The 13,469-nt window shown below is 74.7% G+C and carries 12 protein-coding genes and 2 tRNA genes; 11 read left to right on the top strand and 3 right to left on the bottom strand.

What is annotated here, in order from left to right; translation table 11 throughout:
- The first annotated feature begins 57 nt into the window (after positions 1-57).
- From ACIBBD_RS16365 to ACIBBD_RS16335, 7 genes are all read left to right on the top strand, one after another.
- Entirely contained in the window at positions 58-951 is an 894-nt protein-coding gene (locus tag ACIBBD_RS16365; RefSeq protein WP_399420054.1) for an FAD binding domain-containing protein, read from the top strand.
- Entirely contained in the window at positions 948-2,624 is a 1,677-nt protein-coding gene (locus tag ACIBBD_RS16360) for a 2Fe-2S iron-sulfur cluster-binding protein (RefSeq protein ID WP_399420053.1), read from the top strand. Before ACIBBD_RS16365 ends, ACIBBD_RS16360 begins: the two co-directional genes overlap by 4 nt.
- Positions 2,621-4,930 (top strand): xanthine dehydrogenase family protein molybdopterin-binding subunit, encoded by a 2,310-nt coding sequence (locus ACIBBD_RS16355; protein WP_399420052.1) that lies wholly within the window; start codon positions 2,621-2,623, stop codon positions 4,928-4,930. The genes ACIBBD_RS16360 and ACIBBD_RS16355 overlap by 4 nt, the downstream gene beginning before the upstream one ends.
- Entirely contained in the window at positions 4,927-5,055 is a 129-nt protein-coding gene (locus ACIBBD_RS16350) for a hypothetical protein (protein WP_399420051.1), read from the top strand. The genes ACIBBD_RS16355 and ACIBBD_RS16350 overlap by 4 nt, the downstream gene beginning before the upstream one ends.
- A complete protein-coding gene (locus ACIBBD_RS16345; protein ID WP_399420050.1) occupies positions 5,052-5,612 on the top strand; it encodes an AAA family ATPase in 561 nt (186 codons plus the stop codon). The genes ACIBBD_RS16350 and ACIBBD_RS16345 overlap by 4 nt, the downstream gene beginning before the upstream one ends.
- 113 nt (positions 5,613-5,725) lie before the next feature.
- Entirely contained in the window at positions 5,726-6,907 is a 1,182-nt protein-coding gene (locus tag ACIBBD_RS16340) for an SUKH-4 family immunity protein (protein WP_399420049.1), read from the top strand.
- A gap of 207 nt (positions 6,908-7,114) precedes the next feature.
- Complete coding sequence (locus tag ACIBBD_RS16335; protein ID WP_399420048.1) at positions 7,115-7,603, top strand: DUF6083 domain-containing protein; 489 nt, start codon at positions 7,115-7,117, stop codon at positions 7,601-7,603.
- Between the two features lie 81 nt (positions 7,604-7,684).
- Here ACIBBD_RS16335 and ACIBBD_RS16330 read toward each other — a convergent pair whose 3' ends face one another.
- From ACIBBD_RS16330 to ACIBBD_RS16320, 3 genes are all read right to left on the bottom strand, one after another.
- On the bottom strand, positions 7,685-8,569 hold the full coding sequence (locus tag ACIBBD_RS16330; RefSeq protein ID WP_399420131.1) for a GyrI-like domain-containing protein: 885 nt from the start codon (positions 8,567-8,569) through the stop codon (positions 7,685-7,687).
- Between the two features lie 268 nt (positions 8,570-8,837).
- A tRNA-Cys gene (locus ACIBBD_RS16325) sits at positions 8,838-8,912 on the bottom strand.
- Between the two features lie 7 nt (positions 8,913-8,919).
- Positions 8,920-9,017, bottom strand: a tRNA-OTHER gene (locus ACIBBD_RS16320).
- Positions 9,018-9,234: 217 nt separating this feature from the next.
- Here ACIBBD_RS16320 and ACIBBD_RS16315 point away from each other — a divergent pair.
- The 4 genes from ACIBBD_RS16315 (at position 9,235) to ACIBBD_RS16300 (ending at position 13,259) form a co-directional block, all read left to right on the top strand.
- Positions 9,235-10,683: an MFS transporter gene (locus ACIBBD_RS16315; protein WP_399420047.1), complete on the top strand. Its 1,449-nt coding sequence runs from the start codon at positions 9,235-9,237 to the stop codon at positions 10,681-10,683.
- Positions 10,684-10,761: 78 nt separating this feature from the next.
- Entirely contained in the window at positions 10,762-10,962 is a 201-nt protein-coding gene (locus tag ACIBBD_RS16310) for a hypothetical protein (RefSeq protein WP_399420046.1), read from the top strand.
- Entirely contained in the window at positions 10,959-11,333 is a 375-nt protein-coding gene (locus ACIBBD_RS16305) for a type II toxin-antitoxin system death-on-curing family toxin (RefSeq protein WP_399420045.1), read from the top strand. The genes ACIBBD_RS16310 and ACIBBD_RS16305 overlap by 4 nt, the downstream gene beginning before the upstream one ends.
- Positions 11,334-11,456: 123 nt before the next feature.
- Positions 11,457-13,259 carry a DEAD/DEAH box helicase gene (locus tag ACIBBD_RS16300; RefSeq protein ID WP_399420044.1) on the top strand — a complete coding sequence of 601 codons (1,803 nt, stop codon included), beginning with the start codon at positions 11,457-11,459 and terminating at the stop codon, positions 13,257-13,259.
- Positions 13,260-13,469 lie beyond the last annotated feature (210 nt).

Raw genomic sequence — 13,469 nt, 5'->3', positions numbered from 1 at the left:
CGTACCGTACGGCAACACAGGTGGGACCAGGTGGGGCAGCGGGAAGGGGCAGCCGGTTTGACCACGCACGCACCACAGGCGGCGCAGGCCGTCACGCTGCCCACGACGCTGGACGAGGCGGTGGCGGCTCTCGCGGCCATGCCCGCCGCCGTGCCGGTGGCGGGCGGCACCGATCTGATGGCCGCCGTCAACTCCGGGCAGCTCAGGCCCGCCGCGCTGGTCGGTCTCGGCCGCATCAGCGAGATCCGCGGCTGGCAGTACCAGGACGGCCACGCCCTGCTCGGCGCCGGCCTCACGCACGCGCGGATGGGCCGCCCCGACTTCGCGGCCCTGATCCCGGCGCTCGCGGCCGCCGCGCGCGCCGCCGGCCCGCCGCACATCCGCAACGCGGGCACCCTGGGCGGCAACATCGCCTCGGCGTCCCCCACGGGTGACGCGTTGCCCGTCCTCGCCGCCCTGGAGGCGACGCTGATCATCGCGGGCCCGGGCGGAGCCCGCCGGGAGATCCCCGTGTCGCACCTGCTGGCCGGCATGGAGATGCTGCGCGGCGGCGAACTCATCGGGTACGTGCGCGTGCCCCTGCTGCACGCCCCGCAGGTCTTCCTCAAGGCCACCGGCCGCACCGGCCCCGGGCGGGCCGTCGCGTCCGTCGCCCTCGTCCTCGACCCCGCCCGGCGCGGAGTCCGGTGCGCCGTCGGCGCCATAGCGCCGATGCCGCTGCGGCCCCTGGAGGCCGAGCAGTGGGTCGCCCGGCTCATCGACTGGGACAACAACCGCGCGATCGTCCCCGAGGCCCTCAACGCCTTCGGGGAGTACGTCGCCGCGGCCTGCATCCCCGACCCGGTCCCCGCCGAGGACGGCTCCGTGCAACCGCTTCCGCCCGCCGTACTGCACTTGCGGCGCACCGTCGCCGCGCTGGCCCGACGAGCACTGGGGAGGGCGCTGACGTGACCGACGACCAGCAGGAACAGGGCACGCCGCAGGGCGGCGGCCGGTGGGACCCGCTGCCGCAGGGCGACTACGACGACGGCGCCACCGCCTTCGTGAAGCTCCCCGAGGGCGGCATCGACGCCCTCCTGGCCGGGCGCGGCGACAGCCCGCTCGCGGCCCCCGGCCACGGCTACGTGCCGCCGCGGATAACGGTGGACCACGAGGGCGGCGACCCCGGCGCGACCGGCTCGGGCGCGTGGGCGGCCCCGGCCGGCGGCACCGAGTGGCCCGCCCCTGCGGGCGGACAGACCGCCGGTGACGACCGGTTCACGTACCACCCGGGCGCCACCGGACAGTGGACGTTCGACGAGACCGCGGCGCCCCCCGCCCCGGCCCCCGGGCACGACGTGACCGGGCAGTGGTCGATCCCCGTCGCCGGGGGTGAGCTCCCGGACGAATCGGGCGAGTTCACCACGTCCTCCCTCGTCGAACAGTGGGGCGGCACACCCCCGGCGACCCTGCCCGGCGGCGCGCCCGCGCCGTGGGCGACGGAGCCGGCGCACCGCGCCGGCGACGCCTGGGGGCAGCAGCCGGACCCGGGCGGCGCCGCTCCGGGTGCCGGGGAGGCCGAGCAGGCGCACGGCGCGGACCTCGGGCCCGCGCCCGCCGCGCCCGCCTTCGGACACGCCCCCGCCGACCAGCGGTACGGGCCCCTCCCGCCCGCCGCCGAGGCCGAGGAGGCCCCTGGGGGCGCCGGGGGAGACGAGGTCGCCTACGAGGCCGTGGAGGCCGCACGGGAGGCCACCCAGGCCGCCCACGAGGCCGCCCGGGCCGTCCACGAGGCCGCGGACGCGGTCGACGCCGTGGAGGCGCCCGGCGAGCCGCCGGCCGAGGCGCCCGCCGGGACCGACACGGCCCCGGCCCCCCACGACTCCGAGGCGGAGCCCGCCGCCCCGGGGGCGGAGGCGGCGGCCGACGACGGCACGGCGCCCTCCACCCGCGTGGAGGGCGGGAGCGCGGACGCCGGCCCGGAGGCCGAAGCCGCCCCGCCCCGCCACGACGAACACCCCCTCGCCTCCTACACCCTGCGCGTCAACGGCTCCGACCGCCCGGTCACGGACGCCTGGATCGGCGAGTCCCTGCTCTACGTCCTGCGCGAGCGGCTCGGCCTCGCGGGTGCCAAGGACGGCTGCTCACAGGGCGAGTGCGGGGCCTGCAACGTGCAGGTGGACGGGCGGCTCGTCGCCTCCTGCCTGGTGCCGGCCGTCACCACCGCCGGCAGCGAGATCCGCACCGTCGAGGGCCTGGCCGTCGACGGGCAGCCCTCGGACGTGCAGCGGGCGCTCGCCCGGTGCGGGGCCGTGCAGTGCGGCTTCTGCGTGCCCGGCATGGCGATGACCGTGCACGACCTCCTGGAGGGCAACCCCGCGCCCACCGAACTGGAGGCGCGGCAGGCCCTGTGCGGCAACCTGTGCCGCTGCTCCGGCTACCGGGGCGTCCTGCAGGCCGTCAAGGACGTCGTCGCCGAACGCGAGGCGCACGCGGCGACGGAAGCCGAGGCGGACGGCGACGAGGCCCGTATCCCCCACCAGGCGGGACCGGGCGCCGGCGGCGTCCACGCGTCGGCGTTCGAGAACCCCAACCAGCCGCACCCCCATGACCCGGTGTACGGCCAGGACGGAGGCCAGGCGTGAGCAACGAAGCAGCCACCGCGACGACCCCCGCGGAGGCCGCCCCGGCCCCCGAGCCGATCCCGCACGGCCTCGGCGCGTCCCTGCCGCCCGCCGACGCCCGCGCCAAGACCGAGGGCACCTTCCCGTACGCGGCCGACCTGTGGGCCGAGGGCCTGCTGTGGGCGGCCGTGCTGCGCTCCCCGCACGCGCACGCGCGCATCGTCTCCATCGACACCTCCCACGCGCGCGAGATGCCCGGCGTACGGGCCGTCGTCACCCACGAGGACGTGCCCGGCAGCCCGCTGCACGGACGCGGCAAGGCCGACCGTCCGGTGTTCGCCTCCGACGTCGTACGCCACCACGGCGAACCCATCGCGGCCGTCGCCGCCGACCACCCGGACACCGCGCGGATGGCCGCCGCGGCGGTCATCGTCGAGTACGAGGTGCTCGACCCGGTGACCGACCCGGAGCAGGCCTTCGAGGCGGAGCCCCTGCACCCCGACGGCAACCTGATCCGGCACATCCCGCTGCGGCACGGCGACCCGGAGGCGGCCGGCGAGGTCGTCGTCGAGGGCCTGTACCGCATCGGCCGCGCGGACCCGGCCCCGATCGGCGCCGAGGCCGGCCTCGCGGTGCCCCGCCCCGACGGCGGCGTGGAGCTGTACCTGGGCTCCACCGACCCGCACACCGACCGCGACACCGCCGCGGCCTGCTTCGGCCTGGCACCCGATCGGGTGAAGATCGTCGTCACCGGGGTGCCCGGCGCCACCGCCGACCGCGAGGACCAGGGCTTCCAGCTCCCGCTCGGCCTGCTGGCGCTCAGGACCGGCTGCCCCGTGAAACTGACGGCGACCCGCGAGGAGTCCTTCCTCGGCCACGCCCACCGCCACCCCACCCTGCTCAGATACCGCCACCACGCGGACGCCGAGGGCAGGCTGGTCAAGGTCGAGGCGCAGATCCTGCTCGACGCGGGCGCCTACGCCGACACCTCCGCCGAGGCCCTGGCCGCCGCCGTCTCCTTCGCCTGCGGCCCCTACGTCGTCCCGAACGCCTTCATCGAGGGCTGGGCGGTGCGCACCAACAACCCGCCGTCGGGGCACGTACGCGGCGAGGGTGCCCTGCAGGTCTGCGCCGCCTACGAGGCGCAGATGGACAAGCTGGCGAAGAAGCTGGGCGTCGACCCGGCCGAACTGCGCCTGCGCAACGCCCTGGCCACCGGTGACGTGCTCCCGACCGGCCAGACGGTGACCTGCCCCGCGCCGGTCGCCGAACTCCTCCAGGCCGTCCAGGAGTACCCGTTGCCGCCCCTTCCCAAGGACACCCCGGAGGAGGACTGGCTGCTGCCCGGCGGCCCCGAGGGCGCGGGCGAGCCGGGCGCGGTGCGCCGGGGCGTGGGCTACGGCCTGGGCATGGTGCACATGCTCGGCGCGGAGGGCGCGGACGAGGTCTCCACGGCCACGGTAAAGGTCCAGGACGGCGTCGCCACCGTGCTGTGCGCGGCGGTGGAGACCGGCCAGGGCTTCACGACGCTGGCCCGGCAGATCGTCCAGGAGACCCTCGGGATCGACGAGGTGCACGTGGCGCCCGTGGACACCGACCAGCCCTCGGCCGGCGCGGGCTGCCGCGGCCGCCACACCTGGGTCTCCGGCGGCGCGGTGGAGCGTGCGGCGAAGATGGTCCGCACCCAGCTCCTGCAGCCCCTCGCCCACAAGTTCGGCATGTCCACCGAACTGCTCCAGATCACCGACGGCAAGATCACCTCGTACGACGGCGTCCTGTCGACCACGGTCGCCGAGGAACTGGTCGGCAAGGAACTGTGGGCGACGGCCCAGTGCCGCCCGCACCCCACCGAGCCGCTGGACGGCGCGGGCCAGGGCGACGCCTTCGTCGGCCTCGCCTTCTGCGCGATCCGCGCGGTCGTGGACGTCGACATCGAACTGGGCTCGGTACGGGTCGTGGAGCTGGCGGTCGCCCAGGACGTGGGCCGGGTCCTCAACCCGGCGCAGCTCGCCGCCCGGATCGAGGCCGGCGTCACCCAGGGCGTCGGCATCGCCCTCACCGAGAACCTCCGCACCCCGCGCGGCCTGATCCGCCACCCCGACCTCACGGGGTACGCGCTGCCGACGGCGCTGGACACACCCGACATCCGGATCGTCAAACTGATCGAGGAGCGGGACGTGGTCGCCCCCTTCGGCGCGAAGGCGGTCAGCGCGGTCCCGGTCGTGACCTCCCCGGCGGCCATCGCCTCCGCCGTACGGGCCGCGACGGGCCGCCCGGTGAACCGGCTGCCGATAAGGCCGCAGGCGGCGGTGGTGACGGGCCAGTGAGCGAGCCGCGGCCGGAGCCCCGGGGCTACGGATCTCCGCCGGGCGCGGGCCGGCTGCGGCGGTGGATGCTGCCGTTCGTGCTCGCGGTGGTCGCGGTGGCGCCGGGAGGCGTCCACCTCACGTGAACGGGGTCGTGCTCGTCACCGGCGTGATGGCGGCCGGGAAGTCGACGGTCGCGCAGGCGCTGGCGGAGCGCCTGCCGGGGGTGGCACACGTGCGCGGCGACGTCTTCCGCCGGATGATCGTGTCGGGGAGGCGGGAGTACACCCCCGGGGCGGCGGGCCCGGCGGTGGGCGAGGCGCGGGCCCGGACCGAGGCGGAGGCCCAGCTGCGGCTGCGGTACCGCCTGTCGGCGGCGACGGCGGACGAGTACGCGCGCGCGGGCTTCACGGCGGTCGTGCAGGACGTCATCCTGGGCCCGGCCCTGCCGGCGTACGTGGAGACGGTCCGTACCCGCCCCCTCCACGTGGTGGTCCTGGCGCCGGACGCGGACACGGTGGCGGCGCGCGAGGCGGCCAGGGAGAAGAAGGGCTACGGCGCGGACTGGACCGTGGCCGCCCTGGACGCGGAACTGCGCGCCCGCACCCCGCGCATCGGACTGTGGCTGGACACCACGGAGCTGACGGTGGGGGAGACGGTCGAGGCGATCCTGGCGGGCAGGCAACGCGCGAGGGTGATCTGACGTCTGCTCGTGCGGGGGCCGTTGTCAGTGGTGCCGCGTAGTGTCCGTGGAAGTGGGACCGCGGCGGGCACGGCCCGCCGCCGGGGACGGCACACTTCACGCACGGGGGATCGATGGGCACGACCGGTACCGCCGCCGGCCCGGCGGTGATCACCTTCACCGAGGCCGAGCTGGACCCGTACGTCACGCACGCGCCGACGCGCCGCTGGCTGACCGGCCCCGGACTGCCGGGCGTCGGCGGACTGCTGACCTTCGACGTGCTGCGCGCGGACGGCCTGCGCACGGTGGGGGACCCGACGGGCGACCCGCGGGGCCGCCTGGCGGCGGACCTGCGCGAACAGCTGGTCATCGGCGGAGTCGCCGGCCCGACCGGCCCCGGGACGGAGTCGGTCCTGCTGGACGGCGCCACGGGCGAGATCACGACGACGTACTTCTTCCACGACCGCCCCGGCCCGATGGACCGCCGCCCGCTCGCGCCCTCCCTGGAGACGCTCGTGCGGTTCGCCACGGCCGCCGACGAACTGGCCGCGCTGCGGGGCCAGTTCGCGGCCTACGCGGGCCGTTACGGCCCCGAGGCGGTGGCGGAGGCGACGGCACAGCTCCTCGCGCTGTACGAGTCGGGTACGTCCGGTGAGGTGCCGCCGTTCTGGCGCCTGGCCGCGGTGATCCGTCCCCTCGCCCTGGTCGCGGGCCCCGGCACCCGCTCGGGGCTGGCCCTGGACCTCCCGCCCCGGCTCCTGGACGAGGAGTTCGGCTCCCGCGCCCTCGTCCGCTTCGAGGACGTCGACTTCCCGTCCGCCCTCACCCACGAGCCGACCCGCCGCTTCCTGCGCGAGGTGGGCCTGCCGGAGGAGTGCGTCTGGTTCCGCCTCGACACCGACGCCCCGCTGCCCACCCTCGCCGAGCACGGTGCGGACGACCCCGACGCCGTGCTCCCCGACGGCGCGGCCCACCTCATCCGCCTCGGCCACCTCGTCGAGGACACCAGCCTGGTCGTCGACGCCACCACGGGCGCGGTCCTCACCTGGTGCGGGACGGAGACCATCCTGCGCCCCCTGAACGCCGACATCTCGACCCTCGCGTTCACCCTCTGGCTGGTCCACCGGGCGAAGTCCCTGGACACCGACCACGACCTGACCGAGGCCTACGACCAGCTGGCCGCCACCCTGACCCGAACCCTGGCCGTACTGGACCCCCTGGCCTGCGATCCGACCCCGTCGGCAGTGGGGGACGACGGATGGCGGTACTGGCCGGCGGTGTTCGGGGACGAGGTGGGGGGAGGGCTGTACGCGTGAGTTCCCTCGGTCCGCCGCGGCGGCGGCGTGCGCGGCCACGGCGTCCGTGGACGTCTTGCGGGTGAGAGGCCACCCCACGGACGCCCGCCGTGGGCGGGGTACGCCGCCAGACGGGCGCGGCCGCGTCCGCGCACCCCGCCCGTCTGCTCCCGTTGCGCCCCGATCGCGCCCTACCCCACCGGTGGACGCCGCCCGCACGCTCGCATCATGGGGGACACACGCGATGCGAGCCTCATCCCGTTGCCCGGCCCTGACGGGCACCGGCAGCCGTCACCGGACGCGCCGCAGCCGTGGGAGAACACCGACCGCGCCCAGGCCGCGGTGGAGGGCGCCACCGGGCCCGAGCCGCCGGCCCCACCCGACTGCCCCCACTGCGGGCTGACCGGCGACAGGCATGCCACCTACTACGGCAGCCACGTTCTCCTTGAGCCGGGCATGCCCGTACCGGCGCACATGGTGCCTCCCTGGCACCGCTGGCACATCGACTCCGACGGGACCGCGTGGAACAGCCGCGCGGACGAGCCCGAGCCCGGCGCCGTGTGCCGCATACCGCATCAGCTCGCCTGCCCGGGCCTGGCAGTCGACGACATCGGGCTGTGGCGGTGGCTGGAGGCCGTGCGTGAGGCGAACGCGCGCCGGGCCCGGCGCAGAGCGGACGAGGCAGGGGCTCCGGGCAGGCTGCCGGACGTCGGTTGACCGACGTCACGGTGTCGCCGCCGGACGGCCTGCCGAGCCCGCCCCGTGTTCCGCCCGGTCGTCGGCTGTGCCCGGAGCACCTCACCCCCGGCCCGGCGGCTCGGCCTGCTCCCGCTCCACCGGAAGCCACAGCTCGGCGTCGGCCTCGGTGCTGTCCGCCGCCATGCGGGTGCGCAGTATCTCCGGGCCGCGGCGGCTGCGGTACGGGTTGGAGGGGAACCACTGGGTGAACACGTCCCGCCACAGTTCCTGGATGGCCTGCGGCGCCGGCCCGGAGACGGTGAAGACCGCCCAGGTGCCGGCCGGGACGGCCAGGGCCACCGTGCCCTCGGGGGCGGCCGCTGACGTGATCACCCCGTGGTAGTAGTCGAGCCCGGTTCCCTCGGCGCGGCTCGGATCCAGGTCGTCGCAGACCGAGACGATGCCCTTCGGCTCCTGGTCCGACAGCTTCTCCAGGCGCTCCGAGACCCGCGGGTCGATCCCGCGTACGAAGTCGATGATCGCCTGGTTCGGTCCCGTGTGCACGAGGGGCACCCGGGCCTTCAGGCCGACCACGCTGAAGTCCGGCCGGTCCACCACGCGATAGCGCATGCTGCTGCTCCCTTCGACGGTGAGGCGGAAGGCCAACCGGGGCTGGGAGACGAGCGCGGCACCGGTGCGGCGGGCCTCGCCCGGCCCGACGCCGTGCACGGCCCGGAACGCCCGCGCGAACGCTTCGCCCGAGCCGTAGCCGTAGCGCACCGCGATCTCCAGCAGCGGCTCGCGGCCGTCGAGGACCTCGGCGCCCGCGACGGTGAGCCGCCGGCGCCGGATGTACTCCGACAGGGGCATGCCCGCGAGCGCGGAGAACATCCGGCGCAGGTGGTACTCCGAGGTGGCCGCGATCCGCGCCAGCCCGGCCACGTCGATCGACTGATCGAGCCGGCTCTCGATGTGCTCCATGGCCTGGTTCAACCGCTCCAGCACCCCGGTCTCCTTCCTCTTCGCGATCACCACGCTAGGCAGCACGTGGCCGTTCGGACCCGACATCCTGTGCCCGATCGAGTCGGGTGCGCCGGCAGCCCGGCCGCAGCCGCACCGGGCTTTCGGCCTCGGCGGCGCCGGGGCGTCCGCGGATGTCACAGGCGGCGGGTGCTGTCTCGTCGTAGGACGAGCCGGAAACCGAGACGGACGGTCAGAAGGGCGGCACCCCTTGCGGGGTGCCGCCCTTCTCGTGCTGCCTGGTCGGGCCAGGTGGAGGCCGTGGCGGGAATCGAACCCACGTAACTCGCTTTGCAGGCGAGCCCCTGAACCACTCGGGCACACGGCCGCTTCTCCGGCCGTGGCGGGGATCGAACCCGCGTAACTCCCCGCGAGCGGAGCTCGCTGATGGGTGCAGCGCAGGCGAGCCCCTGAACCACTCGGGCACACGGCCGTTTCTCCGGTTCCTCGGGGCTCCCGCCCTTCCGAACCGTGTGAGATGACCGTAGGGCGAGCGGGAAGGGGGACTCAAGGGCGGCGGGCGGGCTGCAACGGGACTGCCATACGCCGTTCATGAAGTGGGGGACGGCGAGGTCGTACGACCAAGGAACGAGGCGGGGGCCGTCTCTCGACAGGGGTCAATGTCGGTTGCGGGCCTTACTCTGGCGGGCATGGCCGCCTTGGACCCCCGTGACACCGGTGTCACAGACGACGACTCATCGACGATCCCGCCCTCCTGCGCCGAGGAGGGCGTTCTCGGGCGGTCCTATAGCGCGCTGAGTGTCGGGATCGTCTCCGTCGTGCTGCTGATCGCCTTCGAGGCGACGGCCGTGGGGACGGCGATGCCGGTGGCGGCGCGGGAGCTGGACGGGGTGTCGTTGTACGCCTTCGCGTTCTCCGGGTACTTCACGACCAGCCTGTTCGGGATGGTGCTGGCGGGGCAGTGGTCCGACCGGCGGGGGCCCCTCGGGGCGTTGACGTGGGGGATCGCCGCCTTCGCGGCCGGGCTTCTGCTGTCGGGGACCGCCGGGGCCATGTGGCTGTTCATCCTCGGGCGGGCCGTCCAGGGGTTCGGGGGCGGGCTCGTCATCGTCGCCCTGTACGTCGTCGTCGGGCGCGCCTATCCGGAGCGGTTGCGGCCGGCGATCATGGCGGCGTTCGCGGCGTGCTGGGTCGTGCCGTCCATCGTCGGACCGCTCGCGGCCGGGGCGGTCACCGAGCACCTGGGGTGGCGGTGGGTGTTCCTGGGGATTCCGGCGCTGGTCGTGCTGCCGCTGGCGCTCGCTCTGCCGCGGATCCGGCGACGGGCGGGCGGGCCGGTGGAAGCAGCCGGGGACGGTTCCTTCGACCGGCGACGCATCCGGCTCGCCTTCGGCATCTCGCTGGGTGCCGGGCTGCTCCAGTACGCCGCTCAGGATCTGCGGCTCCTGTCCGTCCTTCCCGGCCTCGCCGGCGTCGCCCTGCTCGTACCGGCCGTTCTCGGGCTGCTGCCCCGGGGCACCTACCGGGCGGCGCGCGGGCTGCCGTCGGTCGTGCTGTTGCGCGGGGTGGCGGCCGGGTCCTTCATCGCCGCCGAGTCCTTCGTGCCGCTGATGCTGGTCACGCAGCGTGGTCTGAGCCCGACGCTCGCCGGGTTCTCGCTGGCGGCCGGCGGCGGGACCTGGGCGCTGGGTTCGTGGGTGCAGTCCCGGCCGCGCGTGGAGCCGTACCGGGAGCGCCTGACGACCCTCGGGATGGTGCTCGTGGCGGCCGCCATCGCCGCCGCGCCGAGCGTGCTGATCGACTCCGTGCCCGCCTGGACCGTCGCGGTGGCCTGGGGGTTCGGGTGCTTCGGGATGGGGCTGGTCATCTCCTCCACCAGTGTGCTGCTGCTGCGGCTGTCCGCCCCGGAGGAGGCCGGCACCAACTCCGCCGCCCTCCAGATCTCGGACGGCCTGTCCAACGTGGTTCTGCTGGCGGCGGGGGGCGCCGCCTTCGCCGCCCTGGGCGGCGGCACCGTCACCCACACCGCCACACAGACCTCCGGCTCCCACCCGGCCGCCTTCGCCGCCGTCTTCCTGCCCATGGCCGCCGTCGCGCTGGTGGGGGCCTGGGTGACGACACGGCTGCGGCAGCGGTGAGGGGTGAGCGGTGGGTGGTGAGCGGCGACCGGTAAAAGCGTTCGCCGGTGCGAGGGCGTACTCCCTAGCCTCAGCGGCATGCATGAACTCACCCTTCCCCTTCCGGCCGGTCTCTGGGAGGAACTCCAGGACCTCGCGGACGCGACCGGCCGCCGCCCGGAGGACATCGCGCTGGACGCCGTACGGCACGCGGTGGCGCAGGAGGCGTCGCGGGTGCGGGTGACCGCCGGGCTGCTGGCCGACGCGCACGCCGACCTGCTGCGAAGGCTCGGGGAATGACGCGCCGTCTCAGCGTCGCTGAGGTCGCCCGGATCGCCCGGATCGCCTTCGGCGGGCGCGCCCCCGAGGTCCGGGACGCCGGCCTGTTCGCCTCCGCCGTACGGCGGCCGCGGGCCCGGATGTTCGGCACCGAGGCCTATACGGGCCTGTACGAGCAGGCCGCCGCCCTCCTCCACGCCCTCGCCACGAACCACCCCCTGGTCGACGGCAACAAACGCACCGCCTGGCTCGCCACCGCGACCCTGCTCGGAGTCAACGGGGTCGATCTCGCGGGCTGCGACCAGGACATCGCCTACGACCTGGTCGTCGACGTCGCCTCCGGGGCGGAGAGGGAGATCCCGGTGATCGCCGAGCGGCTGCGCCGGCTGTGACGTGGGTCCCACCCGCCGGTGACCCGGCCTCGTCCGCGCGTTGACGTGGCGGGCCGCCGGTAGGGTGGCCCGGTTGTCATACGTAGCCGAGACCTGAGCCGCACGACCCACGAACCGGAGACCGTGACTACCACCGCCGCTTCCTCCTCGCACTCCCACCACCTGTCACCGGCCTTCCCGGGCCGCGCCCCCTGGGGCACCGCCAGCAAGCTGCGTGCCTGGCAGCAGGGGGCGATGGAGAAGTACATCCAGGAGCAGCCGCGCGACTTCCTCGCCGTCGCCACCCCCGGCGCCGGCAAGACGACCTTCGCGCTGACCCTGGCCTCCTGGCTGCTGCACCACCACGTCGTGCAGCAGGTGACCGTGGTCGCGCCCACCGAGCACCTGAAGAAGCAGTGGGCGGAGGCGGCGGCGCGGATAGGGATCCGGCTGGACCCCGAGTACAGCGCGGGTCCGCTCAGCAGGGACTACCACGGTGTCGCGGTGACGTACGCGGGCGTCGGCGTCCGGCCGATGCTGCACCGCAACCGGAGCGAGCAGCGCAAGACCCTCGTGATCCTCGACGAGATCCACCACGCCGGTGACTCCAAATCGTGGGGCGAGGCGTGCCTGGAGGCCTTCGAGCCGGCCACCCGGCGGCTCGCGCTGACCGGTACGCCGTTCCGCTCCGACACCAACCCGATCCCCTTCGTGACGTACGAGGAGGGCAACGACGGGATCCGGCGCTCCGCCGCCGACTACACCTACGGGTACGGGTCCGCGCTCGCGGACGGTGTCGTCCGCCCGGTGATCTTCCTGTCCTACAGCGGCAACATGCGCTGGCGGACGAAGGCCGGGGACGAGATCGCCGCGCGGCTCGGTGAGCCGATGACGAAGGACGCGATCAGCCAGGCGTGGCGTACGGCGCTGGATCCGCGCGGTGACTGGATGCCGAGTGTGCTGCGGGCGGCGGACCAGCGGCTGACGGAGGTCCGCAAGGCCATCCCGGACGCCGGCGCGCTCGTCATCGCCTCCGACCAGGACTCGGCGCGTGCGTACGCCAAGCTGATCCGGGAGATCACCGGGACCGCGGCGACGCTCGTCCTCTCCGACGACGCGGGCGCCTCGAACCGGATCGACGAGTTCAGCAACAACACCGACCGGTGGATGGTCGCGGTCCGGATGGTGTCGGAAGGCGTCGACGTGCCCCGGCTCGCGGTCGGGGTGTACGCGACCACGATCTCCACCCCTCTCTTCTTCGCGCAGGCCGTCGGGCGTTTCGTACGGTCCCGGCGGCGGGGCGAGACCGCGTCGGTGTTCCTGCCGACCGTGCCCGACCTGCTCGGCTTCGCCAACGAGATGGAGCGCGAGCGCGACCACGTCCTCGACAAGCCCAAGAAGGACGGGGGCGAGGAGGACCCGTACGCCGAGTCCGAGAAGGAGATGGAGGAGGCGAACCGGGAGCAGGACGAGGACACCGGCGAGCAGGACATGCTGCCCTTCGAGGCGCTGGAGTCCGACGCCGTCTTCGACCGGGTCATGTACAACGGCGCCGAGTTCGGCATGCAGGCCCACCCCGGGAGCGAGGAGGAGCAGGACTACCTCGGCATCCCCGGCCTGCTGGAGCCCGAGCAGGTGCAGCTGCTGCTGCAGAAGCGGCAGGCCAAGCAGATCGCGCACAGCCGCAAGAAGCCCGACACGGAGGCGGACCTGCTGGAGCTGCCCGCCGAGCGGCGGCCGGTCGTCTCGCACAAGGAGCTGATGGAGCTGCGTCGGCAGCTCAACACGATGGTCGGCGCGTACGTCCACCAGAGCGGCAAGCCGCACGGGGTGATCCACACCGAGTTGCGGCGGGTGTGCGGGGGGCCGCCGAGCGCGGAGGCGACGGCGGGACAGCTGCGCCAGCGGATCGCCAAGGTGCAGGAGTGGGCCACGCGGATGAAGTGACCACCGGTGGGTGAGGCGGGCGAGGAAGTACGGCGGCACCCCGCGACGCCGGGTCGCACGACCACCTGCCCGCCCGCACCCCGGCGGACACGTCCCCCAGCGCCGACCGCACCGCCCGCACTCACCGGGCGGCACCTGGCGCACCGCCGGCCCTCCCGCGGCACCTGGCGCACCGCCACCACAGCCCCCGCGCCACACCCCTCAAGCAGG

It is taken from the genome of Streptomyces sp. NPDC051315, from assembly GCF_044455165.1.
Classification (GTDB): domain Bacteria; phylum Actinomycetota; class Actinomycetes; order Streptomycetales; family Streptomycetaceae; genus Streptomyces.
This window is presented reverse-complemented; position numbering and strand designations above follow the sequence as displayed.